Source organism: Duganella sp. SG902, from assembly GCF_013376005.1.
In the GTDB taxonomy this organism is placed as follows: domain Bacteria; phylum Pseudomonadota; class Gammaproteobacteria; order Burkholderiales; family Burkholderiaceae_D; genus Rugamonas.
In genome coordinates, this window is the sequence record NZ_JABMJK010000007.1 from 64,335 (window position 1) to 90,409 (window position 26,075).

Here is a 26,075-nt window from a genome sequence, read left to right on the forward strand (position 1 = left end):
AGGTTACGCATCATGGGCTCTTTGGTCACCCCTTTTGCGCAAGTCCCGGTGGAGCGCGCGGAGTTGATGAACGAGACGATCCATGCGATCTATCAATCCGTGCTTGAACCCGAGCCCTGGCGTGGCAGCATGGCATTGATCTCGGAATATATCGGCTGCACCAGTACGACCATCGTGGTCCGCCCCAGTTCTGCGACCGACCTGGGATACCTGGTGTGTCATCCCGCGAACGGAAAAGAATTCGAGACCGCCTATCAGACCAAATGGTACCTTTCCGACCCTTTCGTCAATTTGCCGCCAGAACGCGTGGTCCTTGTTTCCGACGTCATGCCCCATCGCGCGTGGGAGGACAGCGACTATTTCCAGCAGTTCCTGCGCTACGGCATGCCTGCTGACGCCGACCACGGCATGGGCGTGGACATTGTCACCAGCGCCGGCACAGTGTCCCGGCTGCGCCTGTACCGTCACCCTGAGTTACCGCCGTTTAACCTCGAGGACAAGCGGCGCCTGAGCATCCTGGTACCGCACATCAAGCAGGCGTTGGCGCTGACCGCCCAGGTGACGCGCAGTGAGGCGGTACGCGAGATCTACGAGGAGGGGCTGGACCGGCTGAACATCGGCGTGCTGGTTCTCGATGAGCGGGCCCAGCTGCTTCGGGCCAACCCGGTCGCCTGCCACCTGTTGGCAGCCGGCGATGGACTGCGTCTGGCCGGGCGCGAACTGGAGACCTGCACGCCGGTGGAGACGCGGGAGTTGCGGCGGCTGCTGACCGATGCGTCGGCCAATGCGGGCGCTGTCGCTGCGATGTCCCTGAGCCGTCCGTCAGGCCGCCGCAAGATGGCGGCGGTCGTGCGAAGAATACCGATGATCGAGGAATCGGACGGCCGATCCAGGCCGGCGTACGCCATCTTCCTGCGCGATCCCGATGCGCAAGCCAGACCGGCGCAGGAGATTACCCGGCAGTTGTTCGATTTCACGCCGGCAGAGGCGAATTTCGCCGTCGAATTGGTCAATGGTCTCAGCCTGGACGATGCCGCCGTTAAACTCGGAATCCGCCGCAACACGGCGCGTGCGCACTTGCGGGCAATATTCCTGAAGGCCGGTGTCACACGCCAGAGTGAACTCGTCAGGGTGTTGTTGAACGCGGTGCTGGGACTGGAAGTTGCATAGTGCTGAAGGACCCCGTTTCATATCGACTCACTCACCAAGGACAAATCATGTTGAAGCAATTCGTGGGCATCGTGGCGCTGGCCACGCTGTGTCTGCACGCGGCTGGCGCATCGCTGCCAAGACTGGAGCAACGTGGCAAGTCGACGCAATTGATCGTTGACGACAAGCCCTATCTTATCCTGGGGGGCGAGCTCCATAATTCGAGCGCGTCGTCGGCAGACTATATGGCGCCGATCTGGCCGCGCCTGAAGCAGATGAACCTGAATACGGTGCTCAGCACGGTCAGCTGGGACATGGTCGAGCCGGAAGAAGGCCGTTTCGATTTCAGCTCTCTCGACCGCCAGCTCGAAGCCGCACGCGCACAAGGCATGCGTCTGGCCGTGATCTGGTTTGGCGCCTACAAGAACGCGCGTTCGACATATGCGCCCGGGTGGGTGCGACGGGACACGGCCCGGTTCCCGCGTGTGGTGGCCAAGCGCAGCAAGCCGGAATTCATGAGTTATGAGGGGGCCATGCCCATGGCAGTGCTGACGCCGTTTTCGGCGCAGTTGCAAACCGCCGAACGCCGGGCGTTCACGGCATTCCTGGCCCACTTGAAAGCCATCGATCCGCAACATACCGTGATCCTGATTCAAGTCGACAACGAGGTCGGCATGCTGGGTGACAGCCGGGATCGCTCAAAGCTTGCACAGGCAGCCTGGGACGCACAGGTGCCGGCATCGCTGATGAACCACCTCGAGCGCCATCGTGGAACGTTGCGCCCCGAGCTGCTGGCGATCTGGGGGCGCCAGCAGTTCCGTCGCGGCGGCACGTGGGAACAGGTTTTCGGCAAGGATGTGCAGGCGGAAGAAATCTTCATGGCCTGGGCGTATGCCACCTATCTCGAACGCGTCGCCCAAGCCGGAAAGAAAGAGCTGGCGCTGCCCATGTATGTGAACGCATGGTTGGGGCCCCAGCCGGGCCAGCCCCAGGCGGGAGACTATCCGAGCGGCGGCCCGGTGGCGCGCATGATGGATGTGTGGAAGGCGGCGGCGCCCTCAATCGACCTGCTGGCGCCGGACATCTACGTTGACGATGTCAAGGGCACTTTGGCCGATTTCGACCGCGCTGACAACCCGATCTTTGTGCCCGAAGCCCGATTCAAGGCCGTGAATGTGTTCCGCGCCATCGGTGTACACAAGGCGCTGGGTTGGTCCATCTTTGGCGTCGAGGACCTGTTCCCCGGCAAGCAATTGACGCAGGTGTATGAGGTTCTTGGTTGCATGAGCGACGTCATCCTGCGCGCGCAGGCGCACGGGGCGATGCACACCGTGCTGCTTGAGCGCGACGATCCGGTACCGGCCTCACTGGCCGGGTATTCGCTGACCGTCCGAGGCATGACCGCGCAGATCAAGAAGATGATGTTCGATGCTGGCTTGTCGGCCCCGGCGGGAGGCAGCGCCGCAGGTGGCGAGGCGGCGGTACCCGCGCCGGTCAAGAAAGACCCGACCTCATTCGGTTTCGTGATTGCAGGGGGGGCGGGCGAGTTCTTCCTCGTTGGACAGGATTTCATGGTGGACTTCGCACGCAACGGCAAGCTGGCAGAGATCGATTTCGTCGAGGAGGGGCGCTTCAGGGATGGGCGCTGGATCCCGGGGCGTCGTCTCAACGGCGATGAACTGGTCATGTTGCTTCCTGCCCAAGGGGTGGGGCTGATCCGCGTAAAGCTGCTGGAGACTGAGCGTTAATGCTCCCGCGCCTCCAATTCGTCTAGTCCGCTTTAACGATGACGGCGGCAATCGTACCTCCATAATGCATGGACCTGGTTGATGAGGACACCCATGAACACATATGAAGCCACGATTTCGCTGGCCGGCTGGCCGGCGCCCACGACCTCTGCGCAGGAACTGCAGAATCCGCTGGCGTGTTTCCCGGGCGCGTTAGTGCTGGTCACCTGCGGACATGGCGCCGACGGTGTCGGCCTGCTGGCGCGCAGTTTCGCCATATTGTCGCCGGCATCGGCGCTGGTGGCGTGGACCATCGAGCGCCACGCTGCCGGGGCGCTGGTATTGGAGCAGGCCACGCAGTGGGAAGCCCACGCCCTGGCCTATGACCAGGCCGCACTGGCCGCGCGGCTCGCGGCCGCTTCCGGCGAAAGCCTGGGCGATACGCCCTTATGGGTCGCCGCAAGCGGTATTCGGGTGTTGCGGGGCGGCGCGGTCACGCTGTCGTGCCAGCGTGTTGCCACGTTTGCTTGCGAGGACAGCCTGATCGTCATCGGTCGTGTCGCCGGCTTTGTCCGCGGCGACCTGCCGCCGCTGATCCGCCACGACAACGTGGACACAATCGGCATCGATATCGCCGGACGGCCGCTGGGCGTGGAGGCCGCGACCACCGCGACATCGCTGAGCTACCTGCTCGGTTCGGCGTTTTTCTACCTTTACGGCAAGATGCGCGAGGTTGGAGGGCGGCTCGGGTACAACAATATCGAGATGTTCGTTCTCACCGCCCTGGGTGAACGCGGCGGGCGCACCCGTCGGGAGATCGAGACGCTGCTGGCCTACAGCGCCCATCCCACCAACTTGCAGGCCATGGACGACCTCGAAGCACGCGGCCTGATCGAATCGCGCGACGCCAGCAACGGCGTATTGTCTGACGCGAGTTACCATCTTACTTCTGCCGGGCGAGCCGTTTTCGAGCAGGCCAGGCAGGCGGGCCTGCGTGTCGAGGCGGAGATGGGAAATCTGCTCGGCGTCCCTGAAACGGTGGCGTTGCGCGCGCTGCTGTGCCGGTTCGTCGGGAAAATCGATCGGTATGCTCCTGCCGCTTGGCTTTAACAGCGACGGGGCCGACGTAATGTCCTTTACAAAAAGAGATCTGAAAAACCGCTCGGCGTCCTCGCATGCGAGCGGCGTGACACTGGCACCGGACCTGCGCCGAAGCGGCGTCTCAGGTCAAGCGCATGGGCGAAAATTCTCCAGCAGGACAATAAGGTCGCACGCGCTGCTGGACATCAGCCGGTAGTCAACATGGCGGGAACCGGCGCATAGCCTTATCGTCCACCATCACCGTCCGCTGACAGAGCACGGTGACAACCGCCGTGAGGCGGCGATCGAGCGTATGCATTTCAACGCGGGCGGCGCGCTCCGCCGGGTGCCGCGGACCAAAGACGGCGTGGCACGGCGATCGGTCGCGCCGCATTTCCGCGATCCGCTCGCTTGGAATCGCATCAGGTGGCAGGAATCGGCCACCTGGACGCGTCGACCGGAGCTGATTTTTCTATCGCGACCAGCCCAGGCCCAGTGACTTGTGCAGGGAGACGAAATCGTTGGTGAGTGCGGCTTCGGCCGACGCGAGTCGCTGTTCGGCGTTGATGCGCGCGCGCTCGGCATCCAGCAGGTCCATGGTGGTGGCGGTGCCGCCGTGTTGACGTGCGCGGGTGAGGTCGGCGGCGCGGCCCGCTGCTTCCGTGGCTCGCGCCAGCGTCGCCACGGTAACCCGGCGCTGGCGGAAGCGCGTGAGTGCATCCTCCGTGTCCCGCAGCGCCGCCAGCACGGTCGCACGATAGCGCGCCTCGGCTTCGTCACGCCTGCCTTGTGCCTTTTCAAGACCGCTGGCGTTGCGGCCAAAGTCGAGGAAGTTCCAGCTCAGTTGCGGCGCCGCGAGGGCAACGAAGTCGTCCAGATGCGTCAGGTCGGACAAGCGCGTTCCACCGATGCCGACCAGCCCCATCAGGTTCAGGCGCGGGAGGCGCGCGGCGTCGGCTTGTCCGATTTGTGCCGTGCGCGCAGCCAGCGCGCGTTCTGCGGCGCGGATATCGGGGCGATTGCGCAACAGCGTGGCCGGATCGCGCACGGCCACCGCGGCCGGTGGCAGCGGCACGGGCGCCGGCCGGGCCAGTTCCGTATCCAGCGCACCCGGAGGCGCGCCCGTCAAGACGGCCAGGGCGTTGCGGTAGCTGTCCAGCTCAGCCACCAGCGGCGGACTGTCGGCGCGCGTCGACTCCAGTTGGCCCTGTAGCCGTGCCAAGTCGAGCTCGGTTGCTGTACCCGCTGCGCGCCGGTGCCCGGCAAGGTCGAGTAACCGCAGCTGGCGTGCGATGGCTTCCTCGTTCAGCGCCTGGCGCCGCTGGCAGCTGCGCAGATTGACGTAGACTTGCACCACCTCGGCCGCCAGACTGACCTGCATGTCGGCCAGGTCCGCCTCGGCCGCTTGCGCCGACGCGGTGGCCGCCTCCACGGCACGGCGCTGGCCGCCAAACAGGTCGATCTCCCAACTGGCATCGAAGCCCAGGTTGTACAGGTCCAGCTGCGACGGCAATTGTGGGCTGTCTTCGCCACCGGCGCCCGGCGACGGCATTCGTGCGTGGGCGTACAATGCTTTGGCGCCGCCCCGTGGCGACTGGGTCGCCCGCTCCGCCTGGAGCATGGCGCGCGCCTGCCGAAGGCGTGACCGCGTTCCTGCCAGCCCGGGGTTGGCCGCGAACGCACGCTCCACCAGGCCGGTCAGTACAGAGTCGTTTAAACCCAGCCACCACGCCGAGGCCTGTGCTGTCGTGCCGGCGTCGTTGGCGCGGACGAACGCCTCCGGCAACGGCATCGCGGGTGGGCCCGCATAATCGGGACCGACGGTGGTGCAGCCGGCGGCCAGAGCGCCCGCACATATTGACAACAAAATTCTTTGGTACATCCAATACTCCTTAATGCGTGGCCAGGGGGGCGTCCTTGTCCAGTGGCCGCAGGAAAACAACCAGCGGTAGCGTGCACATCACACCCACTGACAGTATCCAGAACAGGTCGATATAGGTCATGGTCAGCGCCTGCGCCTCGATGGTTCCGGACAGGGCGCGCAGCGCCTGCTCAGTTCCACCCATGACCTGCGCCTGGGCCGCGAGATGGTCGTGCAGGCCGGCGCCGTTGGCATTCAAGCTTTCCTCCAGCCGGCGGTTGTGCAGCCACATGCGCCTGTCCTGCACAGCGGCAATACCGGCCAGAGCCAGTGATCCGCCCAGGTTGCGGGCCGCGTTGAACAAACCCGCGGCGTCGCTCGCGTATTCGGAGGAGACCGACTGGATCGCGGCCTGGTTCAGGTACAGCATGGCGAAGATCGTGCCGACGCCCCGGATCAGTTGCGAGTACAGGAACTCCGGCCCCGCGGCTTGCGCGGTCAGGGACGTGTCCATGTATGCGCTCCCGCCCAGCAGCACCAGGCCGAAAGCGACCGCGACACGAATGTCGACGTAACGGATCAATAGCGGCACCAGGGGCATCAGCATCAGACTCGGTATCCCGGACCAAACCACCACGCCGCCCGACTGCTGGGCGTTGTAATTGGCGATATAGGCGAGGAATTGTGGAATGACGTAAGAAGTCCCGTAGATCACCATGCCCACCATGGTTCCCATGATGACCACAGCGCTGAATTGCCGGTCAAGCAGGATGCGCATGCGAATGACGGGGTGCCGGGCCGTGAATTGTCCCACCATCATCGTCATAAACCCTGCCAGGGATAGCGCCGTCAGCCAGAGGATGTGACGCGACGCGAACCATTGCTCCCGTTCGCCTTCTTCAAGCACGATCGTCAGACCGCCAAGAAAGGCGGCCAGTCCGACGATGCCGAGCCAGTCGGCCTGAATCAGCTGGTCCGCCTGCGGCTTGCGGTGCGGCAGGCCGATCCAGAGCAATGCCATCAGCGCGAGGCAGATCGGCACGTTGAGGAAGAAGGCGTAGTGCCAGCTCAGGTTCTCCGTCAGCCAGCCACCGATCACGGGGCCGATCACCGGACCGAGGATGGCGGTTGCGCCGAACATCGCGGTGCCTATCGGCTGCTGATCGCGCGGCAGCCGGGTGGCGATGATGGTTTGCGCAGTCGGAATCATGGCGCCGCCGGTCAGGCCCTGGCCAACGCGTCCAATCACCATCATGGTCAGCGACGTTGACAGACCGCACAGCACGGAGAAGGCGGTGAACAACGCGGCCACCAGCAACAGGAAGGTGCGTAGCCCCAGCAGGCGCTCAAGCCAGCCGCACAGCGGAATGATGACGATTTCCGCCACCAGGTAGCCAGTGGCGATCCAGGTTCCTTCGGTGCCGCTGGCGCCGATCTCGCCCTGTATCGTCGGTAGCGACGAATTGACAATCGAGATGTCCAGGGTTGCCATCAGCGCGCCCAGCGTGCCCGCGGCAACGGCAAGCCAGGCGCCAGCGTCCGCGCGCGCGGCGGGAATGGTCCTCACTGGCGCGCTCCGGCCGTGGCGATCTCTACTTTCGCAGACAGGCCGGCCACCAGCACCTGGCGGGCGTTGGCATCGGCATCGAGCGCGATGCGCACCGGGACGCGCTGCACGATTTTGGTGAAATTGCCGGTGGCATTTTGCGGTGGCAGCAGCGAAAACTGTGCGCCAGTGCCCGGGGCGATACTGTCGACATGCCCGTGGAAGCGCTGATCGGGCAGGGCGTCGATGGTGATCTCAGCGCTCTGGCCAACGCGCATGCGGCGCATTTGCGTTTCCTTGAAATTCGCGACGATGTACAGGTTATCCGATGGCACCAGCGTCATCAGGCGCGTACCTTGCTGAACGAACTGGCCTTGGCGCACGGTTCGGTCGCCGATGCGGCCGGCGATACCGGCGACCAGCGTGGTCGATTCAAGATTGATGTTGGCCGCCTTGAGCTGCGCCTCGGCGCTGCCCGCCTGCGCCTCGGCCTGGCGTACCTGTGCGCGCAGCGACGCGATGCGCTTCTCCGCATTGGCCAGCGCCGCCCGGTGGATACCCACCTGCTGCGCACTTTGCTGCGCCTGGTTGCGTCGCGTGGCCAGTTGTTCGGATGTTTCCGCGCCGATCGCCACCAGCGGTGCGTAGCGGTTCGCCTCGGCGGCGGCAAAGGCGGCGCTGGTTTGCGCGGTCTGCAGTTGGATGCGGGCCTGTTCGACTGCCGACACCTGCTCGTCGATCTGGGCGCGCACCGCATCCGCGTTGGCGTGGGCGATGGCGATTTGCGCCTTGTACTGCTCAGCTTGGGCGCGATAGTCACGCGGATCAATCCGCACCAGCGGCTGACCGGCGCTGACTGGCTGGTTATCCTTGACCAGCACCTCCAGCACGTAGCCGCTGAGTTTGGGGGCGATGGTGACGCCGTCGGTTTGCAAGTAGGCGTCGTTCGTTTCTTCGTGGTAGCGGCCGACTTGCAAGTGGTAGGCCAGCCAGCCGGCGCCGACGAGTGCCGCGACGGCGCCGGCCGCGACCAGGCGGTGGCGGCTGCTGCCGGGCGGTTCCGGCTTAGATGGCGTGCCGGTCGCGGGGGCGGAGATGGGAATAGGCTCGTTCATTGAAATCTTTCATGCGTCGGTGGTTATTGCTGCTGGAAAGTGGCGCTCAGCGCCGCCTGGGCATCGGTGCCTACCCATACGTCGAAGGTGCTGGCTTCGTTGACCTGGCTGTGCGTGGCGGAGCTCCAATAGCTGAGTTCCTCAGGCCCCAGCGTGAAACGTACCGTCTTTCTCTCCGCAGGGCGCAGGGTGACGCGTTCGAAGCCTTTCAGTTCGCGCGCCGGCCGCGAGGCGCTACCATGGCGTTGATGGATGTACAACTGGACCACCTGATCGGCCGTCACCGCCCCCGTGTTTTCAACGACGACGCTCGCCGCGAGCGATTCGCCGGCGAGCAACGTCGGTTTGCTCAGCCGTAAGTCCGTCACCGCAAACGTTGAATAGCTCAGGCCGTATCCGAACGGGAACAGCGGGCTGCTGGGTTCATTCCAGTAGCGGCGATCCTGTTCGGATGGGTCCTGGGTCAGGTTGTGGCCATAGTACAGGGGGATCTGGCCGACATTGCGTGGCCACGTGAAAGGCAGTTTGCCGCCGGGGCTGGCGTCGCCGAACAACAGGTTGGCGGCAGCGGCGCCGCCTTGCGCGCCGGGATACCAGAGTTCCAGGATCGCCGGCACGTGTGTGTTGGCCCATGCGAGGTCCAGCGGACGGCCGTTCATCAGCAACAGCACCACGGGCTTCCCCAGGGCGACCACGCGCTCCATCAGCCGCTGCTGTTCGCCTGGCAGCGCCAAGGTGGAACGCGAGGCCGATTCGCCGATCATGTCCTGCTTTTCGCCCAGCGCGAGTATCACCACATCGGCATTGTTCGCCAGGGCCAGGGCATGGTCGAATTCTCCGGCCGCGCGAGCGGCATCCCAGGTCGGTGCGTCTTTTTCCTTGAAAATCGATTCAAACGGCGAGGGCGCGTCCCGTTTGAGCTGGACGCCCGCTGCGACAGCGAGGGCAGCGCTGTCGCCTAGTTTTGCACGTAGCCCCTCGGCCACTGTGACCGTGTCTTTCGGATCGTGGGCGAAGACCCATGGCCCCAGGATATCCTGGCGCGCGTGGGCCATGGGGCCGATGAGGGCGATGCGGCGGTGGATCGACCGATCGAGCGGCAGCAGCGCGCCCTCGTTGCGCAGCAGCACCGCCGACCGTTCGGCAGCGATACGGGCTTCCTCCTGGTGCGCGGGCGCTTGCGCGGCGATCTCGCGCGCCTTGGCCGGGTCGCTGTAAGGGTGATCGAACAGTCCCAGTTGAATTTTGGTGGCAAGGATCGGGCGAACGGCCGCGTCGATCTCCGGTACGCTGATAGCCCCTTTGTCCACCGCCGCGCGCAGGTGCGTATAGGCGTTGACGTAACTGGCCATCTCCATGTTGACACCCGCCTTGAAGGCACGCACGGCCGCGTCCCGTTTGTCGCTGGCAAAGCCATGGGATACCAGGTCATTCACGGCGTTGTTGTCGCTGACGACGAAACCGCCATAGCCCCACAGGCCGCGCAGCACGTCGCGCAGCAACCAGCGATTGCCGGTGGCGGGAACATCGTTCAAGTCCATGTAAGCGCTCATGACCGAGCCCACGCCGGCCTTTACCGCCGCCCGGAACGGCGGCAGATAAACATTGTGCAGCTGGGCCTGCGACAGGTTTGCGGCATCGTGATCTCGGCCGCCCTCGCTGGCGCCATAACCGGCGAAGTGCTTGACGGTCGCTAGCAGCCGGTCCGGCGTTCCGAGGCGCGGCCCCTGTGTGCCACGCACCTGCGCGGTCGCCATGGCGGCGTTCAGATAGGCATCTTCGCCAGCGCCTTCCACGATGCGGCCCCAGCGCGGATCGCGCGCGATGTCAACCATGGGCGCGAAGGTCCAGGCGATGCCGTCGGCGCGCGCCTCGCTGGCGGCAATCGCCGATACGCGTTCGACCATGCCGCGATCCCAGGAGGCGGCCAGCCCGATCGGCACCGGGAAGATGGTTTTGTGACCGTGCACCACATCGCTGCCAAACAGCAGCGGGATACCCCAGCGTGATCCCTCCACGGCCAGATGTTGCAGGCGGTTGATTTCCACCGGATCTGCCACGAATAACACCGACCCCAGCTTTCCATCGCGCACCATGCCGTCCAGCTTGGACGATCGCCGGAACTGGAATAACTGATTCAGCTGGCCTAGTTTTTCATCGAGGCTCATCTTGCGCAGAAGGGCATCCGTGCGCGCCAGCGTGGCGGGCGAGAAGATGGCCGGCGCTGCCGGTTTGCGCGCCGGCGCAGCCGCCGATGCGGACATTGTGATCGTGAGGTATGCACAGGCCATGACGGCGCAGGTTGCCCGCATCGGCGGGCGGGGGGAGCGGGCGCGGACCTGCGTGAAAACGCGGTGAGTTGACATGAGAGATCTTTTTGCAGCTGAGACGCGCTAGCTTCGCATGGTTGGGGATGGGGCGCATCCTCCACTCAGACTAGCTGCCGCCGGGATGGGGTGCCACCATGTCTGCCGCCACAGGCGGTAAACGGCGGCGAGCAGGCGGATGGCCGCGGCGCGCGACCGCTGAAGCCAGATCAGGAAGACCGGCGGGTCAATGGAGGCGGCAAGATTTTCGGGACGGGGCCGGAAGCATCTCGCGGCGTGAGCGGACCGAGCGACTGGCTCGTCAGTTGCCGCGCGTCGGCGCCGCCACATCGTCCGTTCAGACGGTCCCCTGCCCCGCGTTGCAGGCCATACTTGGGCTCGAACGTACAATCATGTGGGAAGAAAAAATGTTTGAAACCAAAAAAACCATCTTGGCCGTCAGTCTGGGGCTGGCCATTGCATCGGCCCCCTGGCCCCCGGCGCTGGCGCTGGACCGTTTTGCCACGTATGCCAATCCCGTTGACCTGCCGTATCGCTACCAGTTCCGCTCCCTGCGGGAGGCTGCCGATCCGACCGTGGTGCGGTTCAAGGACCACTACTGGCTGTTTGCCTCGCATTCAAAAGGGTATTGGTGGTCGTATGATCTGCTCACGTGGGAATTCGTCGAGCCGACCGGCTTCCCTGTCAATCGCTATGCGCCGACCGCCGTGACCATCGCAGGACGGCTGTACATGACGGCAAGCGAGAACACGCCAGATGTCTGGGGCACGGACGACCCGTTGGCGGGCGCCTGGATCAAGGCAGCCGACATCCGGCCAGGTTACAACGACCCCTGCCTGTTCCTCGATGACGATGGCCGGCTCTACATGTACGAAGGGCTGAGCGGTACCGATGTCCTGCGGGTGCACGAGCTGGACCCGGTTACATTCCAGCCCTTGCGCAAGTCCGACGTGCCCGCTTCACGGGACAAGGCGCATCGTGGCTGGGAAGTCGTCGGCGACCATAACGAGATCGAAAGCGCGCAGAGTTTCATCGAGGGCTCGTGGATGACGAAATACCGGGGAAAGTACTATCTGCAGTACGCCTCGCCAGGAACGGAATATAAGACCTACGCCGATGGCGTGCTGACCGCCAGCTCTCCGATGGGGCCGTTTACATATCAGCCCTACAGTCCGTTCTCGTTCAAGCCGACCGGCTTTGCCGCCGGCGCGGGCCACAGCAGCACGTTTCAGGGAAAGGACGGCCAATGGTGGCATATCGGCACCATGACGATTTCGCAGCGATTCAAGTTCGAACGGCGCCTTGGCCTGTTCCCTGCCGGATTTTCCAAGGACGGCGCGCTGATGACCGATACCTATCTGGGCGATTATCCGCGCTACGTCGGCGGCAAGCGAGAGTTAACCGGCTGGATGCTGCTGTCGCGGCGCAAGCCCGTGACCGTGTCGTCGGCCCTGGAAGGGTATCCGGCGGAGAATGCGGCCGACGAGGACATCCGCACATGGTGGTCGGCGCAGACCGGTGACGCGACGGAATGGCTGCAGATGGACCTCGGCGGGATCAAGGCCGTCGAGGCGGTGCAACTCAACTTCGCCGATCAGGATAGCGCCGGTCGCGGTATCAGCCGTGACGGGTACCGCTATGTGCTGGAGGGCTCGGTCGACGGCAATAGCTGGCGCACGCTGATCGACCAGTCGTCGGGCGGGCGCGACGCGCCGCACGATTACCGCGTGCTGGCGAAGGCGGTGTTGGCGCGCCACATCCGGGTCAAAAATGTCCATACACCGGACAACGGTAAGTTTTCCTTGTACGACTTGCGGGTGTTCGGCCATGGGCAGGGGGCGCGGCCTGCGGCGGTGGGGGCGGTGACGGCGGCGCGTCAGCGGGACGACGCGCGGCGCGCCTCGATCTCCTGGAAACCGGCCAGCAATGCCGATTTCTACATCGTGCGGCTCGGCGTACGCCCTGATCTGATGAACCAGAATTTCCAGGTTTATGATGGGGCATCAATGGTCACTGTTGGCAGCCTGAACAGCGGGAACAAGTATTACGTGGCGGTCGACGCCGTTAATGAACAAGGCATCACCAAGGGAAAGACGCGCCTGCTGCTGCCTTGAGCGAAAAGCGCCGGCACAAGCTGCCGGCGCCTGTTTATGGTGCGGTCTTCGGGCGCTTGAGCACCAGCTTAATCGGACCGAGCAAGCCGGCCGGTTGCGGCGCGAGGTTTTTGAGACCGGGCTTCTTCAAATCGATCATGGCGTTGTTCGGGCTGTTAAATACACCGATCTGCAACTGATTCACTCCTGGACGCAACATGGCCGTGACATCGGCTTCGAATGGTGGTGCGATCAGCGTCAGTTGCGGTTTGCCGGCGAACGTCACGATCGCCATATCGCGCACGGCGCCGAGGTCGAGCAACACCTTGCTGTCCGCCTTTAGCCACTCGGCGGGCACCATGACATCGGCGCGGTACGTGCCTTGCCCGGAGAAGTCGGCCAGCCCGTCAATGGCACGCCAGTCACGCAACCGGTCGAGCGTCAAGCTGCGTTGCACGGCTTTGCCGTGCTGTCCATGCCCGTCGATCGCCAGCGTCCATGGCCCCGCGCTGAGGTCGATCCAGTCGGTCGGCAGCCAGACCGGCGGCGGCGCCAGACGGCGGTCGGTGAAGACAAGCAATGCGGCGCCACCGGCGGCGATATCAACGCTGACTTCCGTGCGCCCGTCCTTGAACCGGGCATGCAATCCCGCCCGCTCACCGGTCGCGGGATTCCAGCGTTCTGGGTGGCCTGCTGCGCGGGTGGTGAAACTGACGGTCACGGCATGGTCTTTGGGATTGTGCAGGAAATACGCAGAGCGCCCGTCCAATGTCTTCTCGATGAACAGACACGGCGCGCTGGTGAATGCCAGGTTGTCCGGGATCTTGGCCTGGCGCAGCGTGGCGGCCAACGATTCTGGCCTGGCGAGGCGCGCTCCCGCTTGCAGTGCGGCCTGCACGGACTCCCGGACCAAGCGGTCCTGCGCGGCATGGTCGCGATATCCCGCCGCACGCGTTGGCGGTTGCTCGGCAAAAAAAATGGGTAAGCCGGCCCGAGCGAATCGCGCCAATTGCATGGCCGATGGCGCAGGCAGGCTGGGACGCGCCGGCAGGATCAGTGCGGCATAGCGGGCGCCCCCTTGCGTGACCAGCTCGCGGTTGAGCACGTGGCTCTGCGCGATGCTGTCGTCGTTGATGCGGTCATAGTCGTAGCCGTTGTCCAGCAGGTGTGTGATCAACTCCTCTGTCGGCTGCGGCTCGATACCATGGAAATAGGTGCTATCGCCCAGATATACGGCCAACGGCACGACATTGTCGCTGTTCTGCATGATGCCTTGTACTCCGCCGATATAGGTGTTGAGGCAGCCGATCGCGTTCCAGAGTGGATTCCCTTCGTTGATCATGCTGCTGAAACCTGGCAGGAAGGGGCTCGGCGCGAACGGATACCAGCCGGGCCAGGTTTCGCGGTGCAGCGCGTAGGGGAAGCCGTGCATGACGATCGCGTTGACACCACTGGCAAACAGCAGGTTGACCCGTGCCTGCCACTGCGCCGGCGTGACCTCGAACGACCGCAAGGGCCAGCACAGGCTTTCGCAGCTCACCCGCTTGCGTCCGTACAGGTTGGCCGCGGCGCGCGCCAAACGCAGGAAGTGCGTATTGCCCGTGCCTTCCAGATCCTCGGTCTCGGGAATGTCGGCAAGCCCATAGATTTTCAGGAGGTCGCCCGGCGCGCCATGGGCCTGGACGCGTCCCAGCAATCCGTGGCCGTGATTCCAGTCAACGAAAGGACGGTAGAAATTCTCAATGATCAGTTCCGACAGCGTGAGCCGGTAGTCGGCGCGGATCCGGTCGCCGGCATGGCCTGCATCGAAATAGGGCAAGGAGACATGCGGATTCCAGGATTCCATCCAGCCCGGCTGCAGCAGGTGCGGCAGATAGGGCGTCAGGTCATAACCGCGCCGCGCCTGGAACTGGTCCAGCAGATCCTCCGACCAATACAAATCAGGCATTAGCTCCAGGCTGTCAATGAAGGTGGCGCGCAGGGCCCGTGCCGGCTTGCCGTTCGCGGCCAGTGGCGCGCCAACGCGGCGTGCATGCGCGTCGAATGCGTCGCGTTTGAAATGGTCCAGCACCAATTGCGGACCTTCCCCGACGCCGGCCAGCACCGGGCTGTCCACCACGAATTGCTTGAACGCGACGATTTGCCACTGGCCGGCGCTGGGCGGTACCCAGTCCAGTACGCCATCCGGGCCCAACCGATCGGTAACCACAATGCCCTCGGCCAGGTCCGCCTTGCCGGCCGTCTTGACCACGGATGAGCGGAAATTTTTGTCATTCTCCAGCACCGGCGCCGTGCTCTTGATGGCCACCACCGCGACCAGCTTTTGCCGCGCCGCGATACGGTCGCGCCAATCCGCCGCGCGCGGATCGTTGGCGCGCGCGTCAAGCGGCGAGATTGCGCCCATCTTGCGCGTATGCGCCGGGAGCTGGAGGCGGATCGGCGCTGTCAGTGGCGCTTGAACGCTGGTGACGGCGGGCGTGAGTTCGATCAGCGCCAGCTCCGGTGTGATTGCAAAGCCTCCGCCGGATGGCCACGCCGAGCCGAAGGTCAAATCGATCTGCAAACCCTGTTGCCGGGCTTGGTCGGTGCACACATCCACGTGGGCGAAGAAGGCCGGATTGGCATAGTCGTTGATCCGCGCCCGTTCCTGCTTGCTCAGATGGGGAATGCCGGGGTTGAAGGCTTGGATTTCAGCGCCGCCAAAACCAGCCTGATCCAGGAGCCGGATCTCGCGGCGCAATTCCTCGTCGGCGACGGCGCCGCTAGGCCACCACCAGCGTACCCATGGCCTGGCCTGAGCGGGGGGGCGCGAAAACAGTTGTTGGAAGGTTTTTCGGGGATTTGCCCCATTGGCGACGCCGGGCGGTAGCGTCGCCGCGCTAGCCATGGCTGTTATCGATGTAAGAAAATCTCGGCGGGTCAAGGCCATTGGGTGTCTCCGGGTGGTGTTTTCCGTCACCACATTCTGGTGCCCTTGCGGCGCCGGAGCATCGTCCATTCAGACGGGAGGCCGGCGGCGCAATAAGTTTACATTATCGTGTATTTGTTGGAATTTTTGCCGTATAGTGACTTTATTCCACACGGGAGACAGTATGCGAAAATTAACAGGCGCGATCTTGCTTGGCGCCGCGCTGATGGACGGTGGCGCACCGGCACATGCCGGGACGACGGCGCGGCGCGGCGCGCAGGAAGCGCGACAAAGGCTGTTCGTGCTAACGGACATCGAAGCCGATCCCGACGATACCCAGTCGTTGATCAGGCTGATGTTATACGCGAATCAGTTCGACATCGAGGGCATCGTCGCCACCACCTCGGTGCATATGAAGAACGTCGTCCACCCCGATGCGGTGCGCTCAGTCATCCGGCGCTATGGACAGGTGCGACCGAACCTGCTCAAGCATGAGTCCGGATATTGCTTGCCCGCGAACCTCGTCCAGCCCACGTCCTGTTGCAATATCACTTCCGGCGGCGTGTTCTGCGCGATGATGTCCCATGGCGTGCTCCCCGGTGCGCCTGCCATTTCCTGCGCGTGATTGTGGTAGCCGATACGCATGCCTTGCGCGATCAGCGCGGCGGACAGGGCGGTCAGCTCTGCGGCCAATTCGTTGCTCAGCGCCGGCGTGGCGCCGCGCCGGTCCATTGAGATGAACAGGTGATGGCAGCCCAGCGCAGCGTAAAACGCCGTGGTCGCCTCGATGTGCTGCGGCGCCAGTTGTCCGAGCTCGAGGTGGGCGCCGGCGCAGGCAAGGCCGTTGCGATCGAAGAGTGCCCGCAGGCCGGTGGGATTCTGCCGGTAGGGGCCGAACTGGCCGGCGAATTCGACACCCTGGAATCCCATGTGCGCGATCTTGTTCAGTACCCCGTCGAAGTCCCTGCGGAGATCGTCCTTGACCGACCATAATTGCAAGCCTATGCGCGTCGCCGCTGACGGGGTTTGGGCCATGGTGCCCGGGGCAAGCAAGGCCAGCAGCAAGGGCAGGGTGGCGTGCGTCGCTCTCATGTTGTCTCCGTGTCGGTCAGGTCTGGTGGATGCACCGGATTGTGGGGAGGGGGAGAGGGCCGTGCACCGTCCAAATGGACGATGACCGTCAGCGATAAACGACAGATTATGATGGGGGAGATATTATCGAGAGGATATGTATGAAACTGGAAACAAAGGGCGGCGCGCGGCGCATGCGGCTGGTTGCCGCGGCTTGTCTCGCGGCAATATCTGTCGGCGCAATGGCGATGCGGCCTGCCGTGGCGCAAGACGCGTCGGATGCGTGGGCCGCGTCGGTCCTGGGCCAGATGACGCAGGACGAGAAGTTTGATCTGGTGCGCGGCAGTAATCCGTTCGCGGCCAGGCCCAAGCTGGGCGCGGAGGTTGCCAAGGGCGCCGGCTATGTGAAGGGCGTGCCGCGTCTGGGCGTGCCGTTCCTGACCGAGAGCGATGCCAGCGTGGGGGTGGCCAACATGACGGGCGGGCTCAGGCCGGGCGACGTGGCGACCGCGCTGCCATCGACCGCTTTGCTGGCATCGACCTGGGATGCCCGGCTGGTCGAGCGCGGCAGTGCCATGATCGGCGCGGAGGCCCGCGACAAAGGATTTAACGTGTTGCTCGCTGGCGGCGTGAATCTCGCGCGTGAGCCGAGGAACGGCCGCAACTTTGAATATTTTGGTGAGGACCCGCTGTTGGCCGGCACGCTGGCGGGCCACGCCATCCGTGGCGTCCAGTCGAACCACGTGATGTCGACCATCAAGCACTTTGCGCTGAATACGCAGGAGACCGGGCGCACCATCCTGACGGCCGACATGGAGCAAGGCGCACTGCGCGAGAGCGATCTGCTGGCATTTGAAATCGGCATAGAAATCGGTCAGCCCGGTTCCGTGATGTGCGCCTACAACAAGATCAATGGCGTGTTCGGCTGCGAAAACGCCTTCCTCCTGAACGACGTCCTGCGCCGCGACTGGGGCTACAAGGGATTTGTCATGTCCGACTGGGGCGCGGTGCATGGTCCGTCGATTGCGCAGGGGCTGGATCAGGAATCGGGCACCACCCCGGCCGACGCCGGCTATTTCGGCGCGCAGCTGCGTGCGGCACTGGCGGCCGGCACGGTCAAGCAAGCGGACCTGGATCAGTCGGTGCGCCGCATCCTGCGTTCCATCCATGCAGTTGGCCTGGCCGACCATCCGCCGGCGCAGAAGCCGATCGACTACGAGGCCAACGCACGCGTGGCCCAGGAGGTGGCGGAGGCCGGCATAGTGCTGCTCAAGAACGAGCGCCAGCTGCTGCCCATCGCCGCCTCGGTCCGCACCATCCTGGTGGTGGGCGGGCACGCCGATGTGGGCGTGCTCGCGGGCGGCGGCGGTTCCTCGCAGGTCAACCCGGTAGGCGGTGCGGCGTTGAAGCTGCCGGCCGCCTTCGGCAAAAAGCTCTACAGCAATTCGTCGCCGATGGTTGCCCTGCGCAAGGCCATGCCGCAGGCACGTATTTCGTTTGACGATGGCAGCGATCCGCGCCGCGCCGCCGAGGCTGCCGGCAAGGCTGACCTTGTCGTGGTGTTCGGCGAACAGTTCACGACCGAAACCATGGATGTGAAGAACCTGAGTTTGCCGGACAATCAGGATGCGCTGATCGCGGCCGTCGCGAGCGCCAATCCTGCCACCGTGGTGGTGCTGGTGACGGGCGGCCCGGTGCTCATGCCCTGGCTGGACCAGGTCGGCGCTGTCCTGGAAGCCTGGTATCCCGGTCAGCGCGGCGGCGATGCGATTGCGCGCATCCTGACGGGACAGGTCAATCCCTCCGGCCGGCTGGCGATGACCTTCCCGGCCAGCGAATCGCAGCTGCCCAACCCCACGATTCCTGGCTATGAGATGGCGGGCGAGACGGTGCAGCGCGACCTCTACGGCTTGCCGAAAGACATGAAGCCGTTTTCGGTAACCTATCCGGAAGGGGCGAACGCAGGCTATCGCTGGTTCGACCACACCGGGGCGAAACCCTTGTTCCCGTTCGGCCATGGGTTGAGCTATACGCGCTTCGTGTACAGGAATCTGCGCGTGGCCGGCGGCATGCGGCCGCGCTTGTCGTTTGCCATTGCCAATACTGGCCATCGTGCCGGCGCAGACGTCGCCCAGGTGTACGCGCGCGTCAACGGCGTCAAGCGCCTGGTTGGCTGGAGCCGGGTGGATCTCAAACCGGGCGAAAGCCGGCTGGTATCGGTCGAGGTCGATCCTCGGATCATGGCCCGCTTTGACGTGGCGGCGAACAACTGGCATCTCGCGGCGGGCACTTACGACATCGAGATCGGCGCCAATGTCAATCAGCCTTCCTTGAAGGCGAAATTGCGGCTTGATGAACAACGGATCAAACCCTGACCAGCATTATGGACAACTTGAACGCCACCTTCCCCTTCAACCGCTCGCGCCGGGCCTTCCTGGCCGGTTCCCTGGCGGTTACCACCATTGGCTTCAGCCTGCCGGGCATCGCCGCCACGCGGACCGTTGCCGACCCGTTCATTGAGCGGCTGCTCAAGCGGATGACCATCGAGGAAAAAGCCGGCCAGTTGACGATGAACGGCGCCCAAGGCATCGGGCGCCTCGTCAATCCGGATACCGGTCCGGAGCCCGGCCTGCAGACCACGTTGAACGACATTGCGCAAGGCCGCCTCACGGGATTGTTCAATGCCGACGACGTCAAGCTGGGACGCGCCATGCAAAAAATTGCGGTCGAGAAGTCGCGCCTGGGCATTCCGCTGATCTTCGCCGCCGACATCATCCATGGCCTGAAAACCGCGTTTCCGGTCCCGCTGGGCGAGGCGGCCAGTTTTGATGCCGACCTGTGCGCGCGCACTGCACGCGCGACAGCCATCGAGGCCACGGCGTTCGGCGTTCAGTGGACGTTTGCGCCGGCGGTCGACATCGCGCGCGATCAGCGCTGGGGCCGCGTTGTTGAGGGCGCCGGTGAGGATCCCTGGCTGGGCAGCCGCCTTGCGGAGGCGCGCGTGCGCGGCTTCCAGGGCGGCGATCTGCGCGCCGACGACTCGCTGCTGGCCTGTCCCAAGCACTTTGCCGGCTACGGCGCCGTCCAGGGGGGCATGGACTACAACACGGCCGACATTCCGGAAACCACCTTGCGCGAAGTCCATCTGCCGCCGTTCAAGGCCGCTTTCGACGCGGGCGCGTTATCGACCATGGCCAGCTTCAACGACACTGGTGGCGTGCCGTCGACCGGCAACCGCCATCTGCTGACCGGCATCCTGCGCGGCGAATGGGGGTTCCGCGGGCTGGTCGTGTCGGACTTCAATTCGGAAAAAGAACTGATCGACCATGGCTACGCCGCCGACGAAGCGGACGCTGTTTATAAGGCGGTCATGGCGGGCTGCGATATGTCGATCCAGGGTGGCCTGTATCTCAAGCATATCCCGGCGCTGGTCAAGTCGGGGCGGCTGAAAATGGCGGTGGTGGATGAGGCGGTGCGGCGCGTTCTGCGGGTGAAGAAGGCGCTGGGCCTGTTCGAGAATCCGTACCGCTCGCTCGATCCGGCACGCTTGGACACGGATATCCGCCGGCCGGACACCGTAGCGCTGGCGCGCGAGGCCGGGCGCAAGGCCATTGTCCTGCTGAAAAATGATCGCAGCCTGCTGCCTTTGCCGAAGTCGGGCAAATCGATCGCGCTGATCGGTCCGTTCGTTACAGACAAGAATAATGCCTTGGGGCCGTGGATGGTGTTTCCGGATATGAAGTCGGCCGTCACCCTGGAGCAGGGCGTGCGCGAGGCGCTGGGCGCCAATGCCAACCTGGCGGTGGCGGCGGGCAGCGGGGTTGAGCGCCCGCTCGCCGGCGGGATCGAGGCCGCGGTGGCGGCCGCCCGGGGAGCGGACGTCGTGGTGCTGTACGTCGGCGAGGCGGCCAATATGTCGGGCGAGGGCGCTTCGCGGGTGGATATCACCATCCCCAAGGCGCAGGTCGACCTGATTGACGCGGTGGCGGCGGTGGGCAAGCCGATGGTGATACTGCTCAAGCACGGGCGGGCGCTGGAGTTGCCGAATTCGGTCAGGAATGCCCAGGCCGTCGTGTGCACCTGGTTCCTGGGCTCGGAATCGGGCAACGCGATCGCCGACGTGCTGTTCGGCGATTTCGCGCCCCAGGGACGCTTGCCAGTCAGCTTCCCCCGCCGCGCCGGCCAGCAGCCGTTCTACTACAACCACCGCGTGACCGGAAGGCCCAGCTTGACCGAGGGGCCGCCGGTCGGCGCGCGTTACCGGGAAGTGTCAACCAGCGCGCTGTATCCGTTCGGCCATGGCCTTGGCTATTCGACGGTCACCTATGGCGCGACCGAAATCAGCCAGGCCCGCGTGCCAAAAAACGGCACGCTGTCGATCAAGGCGCGCGTCACCAATACCGGTACGCGCAAACACCATGAAGTCGCCCAGCTGTACCTGCGGATCAAGGTTGCAGACATCGTGCAGCCGCTGCGGGCGTTGAAGGGCATCCGGCACCTCGAGCTGGCTGCCGGCGAAAGCGCGGAGGTCGAGTTCGCGCTGACGGCCCGGGATCTCGCGTATGTCCACGCAGATACCGTGACGCGCACGGACGCCGGCGTGTTCGAGGTTGTGATCGCGCCGGATGCGGCGGCGGGCCAGCCCGTGCCATTCGTCCTCACGGGCGCATAGTCTGATCAGCTTGGAGACTGTGGTTTTTTGGGTTCATTTCGGCGGAGTGAACCGTTTTACCGTCTGAATGGACGATGTCCGCCCCCCCCAAGCAGGTTCAGGATGGTAACGCAGTTGGCAACATAGAAGAACATCTGCATCAGCACATACACCCGGAATTATTTGGAGACAAGATGAAGAGTAACGATGCTGCAATCAAGCTGACGCTGTGCGCCGCGGCGCTGGCCCTGGCGTTCCCCGTGATGGCCCAGCAGGCGCCGGGCCAGGACGACGGCAAGATCCAGGAAGTCATTGTGACGGCGAACAAGCGCAAGGAAAGCATCCAGTCGGTGGCCATGTCGGTGGACGCGGTGAGCGGCGACATGCTGCAAAAGATGAACATTCAACAGTTCCAGGATGTCGAGAAACTGGTGCCTGGTCTGGTGCTTGACCCTGGCGACGGCCGCGGTCAGACGGTGACCTTGCGCGGGATCAGCTTCAATCCGGATACGGGGACCAGCCCGTCCGTCCAAATTTACTGGAACGAGACGCCGATCACGGCCTCGAACGCCTTCCGCGCGATGTTCGATATCGGACGTATCGAGGTGTTGCACGGCCCGCAGGGCACGTTGCGGGGGCAGACCTCGCCGGCGGGTTCCATCACCATCGGCACCCAGCGTCCCGACACCGGCGCCGTCAGCGGTCGCGTCAGCCAGACCTTCGGCTCCGACGACATGCGCAATTCACAGGCCGCCGTCAACGTGCCGCTGATACCCGAGGTGCTGGCCGTGCGCGTAGCCGGCATGTATAACTATAGCGCCAACGGCGTGCACAACATCACCAATGGCGCCACCGACAGCGATCGCGGCAAAGGCGGCCGCATCTCCGTGCTCTACCAGCCGACCAAGTCGCTGGAGGTGCTGCTGGTGCACCAGGTGCTGACCTCGAACGTTGTCAACGATCCTATGGTCATCGGCAAACCATTTGAAGGTCAGCCCGGTCCGGTACTCGGCGATGGCGACCGCGCCGCAGTGATCGAGGGGCCGTACCGTTTCTACAATCATACCAAGTTGACCTCGCTGAACGTCGGGTGGGAATTCAGCGGTCATAAGCTCAGCTACATCGGCGGTTTCCAGCGCAGCGCCGAAAACACCGACCGCGACACGGATGTCGGCAACATCATTCCCGGCTGGGCTAACCAGCAGTTTGTGAAATTCTCGACCCAACAGCGCACGCACGAGGTACGCCTGGAGTCGAGCGGGGCGCGGCGCTGGAATTACATGGTCGGCGCGTATTACTCGTATGTCGACGGTCCGGCCGAATTCACGCAAAAGTTTCCATATTACTACCCTACACCATTCACACCACCGCTGGAAACAACTCTGAGGGGGACGACGGCTGATGGCAGCTACGGCAAAGGCACTGCGCTGTTCACCGACCATACATTGGCATTGACCGATGCCGACCAGCTGGAGCTTGGCGTGCGGCTGCAAAAGAACAAGGGCTATGGCCAGCAGTATCTGGAGGTGTTTGGCCAGAAACTGCAAGCCTTGCCTGAGGACCGCGCGCGCACGGATAGCAAGGCGTGGACGGGGTCGGCCAGCTATCGCCACAATTTCGACAAGAACATCATGGCCTACGTCAGCCTGGGCACCGGCTATCGTCCGGGCGGCACCACCTCCTTCGTCACCACGCCGGGGCTGGCCCCCGACCTGATCACCTACCGGGCCGAGAAATCACGGGCGATCGAGCTGGGCGTCAAATCCACCCTGTTCGAGCGCCGTCTGGTGCTGAACGCCGACCTCTTCCAGCAGAATCTGAAGAACTATATTGGCCGGGTGAATGAGCTGTACGTGCGGGTGGCGGCCAAACCGGGGGAAGCCGCAGGTCCGGACGCCGGCGGTTCCTACCCGGGCGACACCAGCGGCACGATCAACCTCAACACCAATGGCGATCTGATCAGCCGAGGCATCGAGGCCAACGCCATCTGGCGCATTTTGCCCAACTGGCGCGCCCAGGCCTCGTTCAGCTACGTGGATTCCCATTATGACAATGCTGAGCTGTACTGCAACGACTCAAACAATGATGGCGTGCCCGACCACCTGGGTAAAAGCGTGCAACCGGGCCGCCAGGTATCGGTCTGCCGCAGCAATGGCGCGCTGACCGATGAGTTTGGCACGCGGAACGGCAAGTTCAACATGACGCTGCAGTCGGAGTACACGCACGATATCGGCAATCTGGAGGGGTTCGTCCGCGGTCTCGTACGCTATAACCCGGCGCGGTACAACGAGCCGAACGACCAGCATATCGCTTCGTTCACGCCGGTCGACCTGTTCCTCGGGGTGCGGAATCAAAACCAGGATTGGGAAGTCAGCTTGTGGGCGCAAAACCTCTTCAATCGCTCGCCGAAGCAGTTCTTCCAGCCTTCCGTGGCATCAAACGGGCTCGTTGGTGGTTATGGTATCACCGGCATTCCGCCGGAGCGCAAGGTGGGCATGACGGTACGCTACGATTTCTGAGCAGCTGGCGTTGGCCAGTCAAAAAAACCAGGGCCGCGGTCCTGGTTTTTTTTTGGGGTGGTGGGGTGCTGAGCAAGGATGGGCCGAGCCGCCCGCGGCGGCAGCGCCGCAGGCGTGTCTGGATGAATAACTAGAAAATGTAGGCGCCCAGCTTCACCTTGAGGATCACCGGGCGGTTGGTGAAGTTGAGCCCGTAATCGGTCTGGTCGCCGTTCCAGACCCGCGACATGACCCATTTGCCATTGACGTAGCGGCCTTCCTCGACGCGTTCGAAGATCGCAGCGCGATCCTTGACGTTCCGGTTGACGCTGAAGGTCAGGCGCGCGTTCTGGCCGGTTACCAGGAATTCGTTGGGACCCAGCTTGGCAAGCGCCACGCCGCCACTGGGTACGTCAGAACCCTTCGGCAGGTCATCTTTCTTGCGCAACCAGTAGGCTTCGCCCATTTCCCATTGGCGGTAGCTGACTTTGGCGCCCCAGGCCGGGCCGAGGTCAATCTCCTGGGGGCTGTGATCGTCCGGTTCCGACACGCCGTAGACCTCCGATTCAAAGCTCAGCCGCGCCCATTCCCGTGCCATCGGCGCGAACAAGGCGTACACGCGGCTGAACGGCTTGACCGCCTCCGGTCCCCAGTCCTTGGCGCCGAGCGGGTAGTTGCTGTAACCCGTATAGTCGAAGCCAAATGGATCGAAACCAATGCCACCCTGGCCGAGGACGGTGAAGATGTAGCGGGCATACACGTCCTTGTTGCCGCTTTCGGCGATGTAAAGTGCATTGTCAGGTCGGCGGTAGTGCTTGAGCTGGGCTTCATAGATGTCCGACTCGGCCATATACATGTCCGGCGACAGAAAATCGATGTGGGGCGCCGCCACCTTGTAAATGTCGATGACATTCCAGGTGGGGCCGCCGCTGCCGTAGAACAGGCCGGGCACCGATTTCTTTTTCGGATCGGGATCCCGTGGGGCGGCGTTCAGGTAGGTCGGCAGCGGATAGATGGCCTTGCCCGCGGCCGCCACCTGCTCGATATAGGAGGCGATCGACCAAGCATGGAAGAATTCGTCGGCGTCCGCGCCAAATACCTGCTCCCACGTGCCGGGCTGCTTGTTCAGTCGGTTCAGCAGCGCCTGCGGGACGGGCTGGGCGAACAGGGCGTTCGCGGCTGGCGAGTAGTCGCGCGCACTGCCGAAGACGCCGGATTCATTTTCCGGCTGCATCAGGATGACGGTGTGGCGCTGTCCATCGACTTGCTTCAGGTGGCGCATCAGAGCGGAATATGCGGCGATGTCGGCGTCCAGCGTGGTTTTGGCGTGCGGCGAGAGGGCGTTCGAAGTCTTGCCATCCTTTTTGATCAGCCGTGGAAAGCGCTGGTTGTCCAGCTTGACCCACGGCGGCGCGTAGTTTGGATTGGTGTTTTTCCAGGTCCCGAACCATAGCAGACAAAGGCGGATGTTGTGTTGACGCGCCTGAGCGATGAGTTGATCCACCCATTTGAAATCGAATCTGCCTTCCTCCGGCTCGATCTGTTCCCATGCGACCGGCATCGCCAGCGTGTTGGCCTTCAGGTCGCGAATGGCTGGCCAGACGCTGGGCAGCACATCAACATAATTACTGGAGTTGTTGGCCTGACCGCCGAGAATAAGGTAGGGGGCGCCGTCGACCATCAAGGCAAACTTGCCGTTCTTCTGGACGATGTGCGGGATCGGCGGGCGCGCGCTTGCCGCGGCCGCGCCGGCTTTGGTGGCTGGCGCGGCCGCGAGCGCCGCGGCGATGGCCAAGGCAAGGCAGCGCAAGCGCTGGCGGGAGATATAGGGCATGTTATTCCTGATTGTAAGTGGAGGCGCACGTATCGATGCGTGCGCCCTTATCAATTGAGAGGTCGGCCGACCCACTGTGCAACCGCCTCCATCATAAATTAAATTTACTATTGCGTATACTTATTGTCGCGCCGCCGCAGCGAGCGCGCCGCGGTTACGGCCGCTGCGGGTGTTCGAGTTTGAACAGCCACTGTGCGTGGACGCGCATTCTCCCG

Annotated in this window: 15 protein-coding genes; 9 read left to right on the forward strand and 6 right to left on the reverse strand. The window is 63.9% G+C overall.

Annotated elements, in window-relative coordinates; all coding sequences use genetic code 11:
• Positions 1–66 precede the first annotated feature (66 nt).
• The 3 genes from FHW83_RS16600 to FHW83_RS16610 all read left to right on the forward strand — a co-directional run bounded on the left by FHW83_RS16600 (position 67) and on the right by FHW83_RS16610 (position 3,986).
• Entirely contained in the window at positions 67–1,170 is a 1,104-nt protein-coding gene (locus FHW83_RS16600; protein WP_176647460.1) for a helix-turn-helix transcriptional regulator, read from the forward strand.
• A 47-nt stretch (positions 1,171–1,217) separates the two neighbouring features.
• A complete protein-coding gene (locus tag FHW83_RS16605) occupies positions 1,218–2,897 on the forward strand; it encodes a DUF5597 domain-containing protein (protein ID WP_176647461.1) in 1,680 nt (559 codons plus the stop codon).
• Positions 2,898–2,990: 93 nt separating this feature from the next.
• A complete protein-coding gene (locus tag FHW83_RS16610) occupies positions 2,991–3,986 on the forward strand; it encodes a flavin reductase (RefSeq protein ID WP_176647462.1) in 996 nt (331 codons plus the stop codon).
• A gap of 442 nt (positions 3,987–4,428) precedes the next feature.
• On the opposite strand, the gene FHW83_RS16615 is transcribed toward FHW83_RS16610, so the two are convergent.
• Genes FHW83_RS16615 through bglX (FHW83_RS16630) form a run of 4 tightly spaced genes read right to left on the reverse strand, consistent with a single transcriptional unit; the run spans position 4,429 to position 10,844 of the window.
• Positions 4,429–5,838, reverse strand: coding sequence for an efflux transporter outer membrane subunit (locus FHW83_RS16615; protein WP_176647463.1), 1,410 nt, complete (start codon positions 5,836–5,838; stop codon positions 4,429–4,431).
• Between the two features lie 10 nt (positions 5,839–5,848).
• The gene (locus FHW83_RS16620) at positions 5,849–7,384 is read right to left on the reverse strand and encodes an MDR family MFS transporter (protein ID WP_373997226.1); all 1,536 of its coding nucleotides are present in this window, start codon (positions 7,382–7,384) and stop codon (positions 5,849–5,851) included.
• On the reverse strand, positions 7,381–8,478 hold the full coding sequence (locus FHW83_RS16625) for an HlyD family secretion protein (RefSeq protein ID WP_176647464.1): 1,098 nt from the start codon (positions 8,476–8,478) through the stop codon (positions 7,381–7,383). The genes FHW83_RS16620 and FHW83_RS16625 overlap by 4 nt, the downstream gene beginning before the upstream one ends.
• Positions 8,479–8,501: 23 nt before the next feature.
• Positions 8,502–10,844, reverse strand: a complete 2,343-nt coding sequence (gene bglX / locus FHW83_RS16630) for a beta-glucosidase BglX (protein ID WP_218106312.1) — start codon at positions 10,842–10,844, stop codon at positions 8,502–8,504.
• Positions 10,845–11,212: 368 nt separating this feature from the next.
• Between bglX (FHW83_RS16630) and FHW83_RS16635 the strand changes: the two genes are divergently transcribed.
• Positions 11,213–12,919, forward strand: a complete 1,707-nt coding sequence (locus FHW83_RS16635) for a family 43 glycosylhydrolase (protein ID WP_176647465.1) — start codon at positions 11,213–11,215, stop codon at positions 12,917–12,919.
• A gap of 34 nt (positions 12,920–12,953) precedes the next feature.
• Here FHW83_RS16635 and FHW83_RS16640 read toward each other — a convergent pair whose 3' ends face one another.
• Entirely contained in the window at positions 12,954–15,827 is a 2,874-nt protein-coding gene (locus tag FHW83_RS16640; RefSeq protein WP_176647466.1) for a glycosyl hydrolase, read from the reverse strand.
• A 205-nt stretch (positions 15,828–16,032) separates the two neighbouring features.
• On the opposite strand from FHW83_RS16640, the gene FHW83_RS31350 reads away from it, so the two are divergent.
• The 5 genes from FHW83_RS31350 (at position 16,033) to FHW83_RS16665 (ending at position 24,047) form a co-directional block, all read left to right on the forward strand.
• A complete protein-coding gene (locus FHW83_RS31350; protein WP_176647624.1) occupies positions 16,033–16,431 on the forward strand; it encodes a nucleoside hydrolase-like domain-containing protein in 399 nt (132 codons plus the stop codon).
• Positions 16,432–16,553: 122 nt separating this feature from the next.
• Positions 16,554–16,799 (forward strand): hypothetical protein, encoded by a 246-nt coding sequence (locus FHW83_RS31355; protein WP_176647467.1) that lies wholly within the window; start codon positions 16,554–16,556, stop codon positions 16,797–16,799.
• 239 nt (positions 16,800–17,038) lie between these two features.
• On the forward strand, positions 17,039–19,252 hold the full coding sequence (locus tag FHW83_RS16655; protein ID WP_176647468.1) for a glycoside hydrolase family 3 C-terminal domain-containing protein: 2,214 nt from the start codon (positions 17,039–17,041) through the stop codon (positions 19,250–19,252).
• A 17-nt stretch (positions 19,253–19,269) separates the two neighbouring features.
• A complete protein-coding gene (gene bglX, locus FHW83_RS16660; protein WP_218106314.1) occupies positions 19,270–21,549 on the forward strand; it encodes a beta-glucosidase BglX in 2,280 nt (759 codons plus the stop codon).
• Positions 21,550–21,722: 173 nt separating this feature from the next.
• Positions 21,723–24,047: a TonB-dependent receptor gene (locus tag FHW83_RS16665; protein WP_176647470.1), complete on the forward strand. Its 2,325-nt coding sequence runs from the start codon at positions 21,723–21,725 to the stop codon at positions 24,045–24,047.
• A gap of 130 nt (positions 24,048–24,177) precedes the next feature.
• Here the strand turns inward: FHW83_RS16665 and FHW83_RS16670 are convergent, their stop codons facing one another.
• A complete protein-coding gene (locus FHW83_RS16670; protein ID WP_176647471.1) occupies positions 24,178–25,860 on the reverse strand; it encodes a DUF5597 domain-containing protein in 1,683 nt (560 codons plus the stop codon).
• Positions 25,861–26,075: the final 215 nt, after the last annotated feature.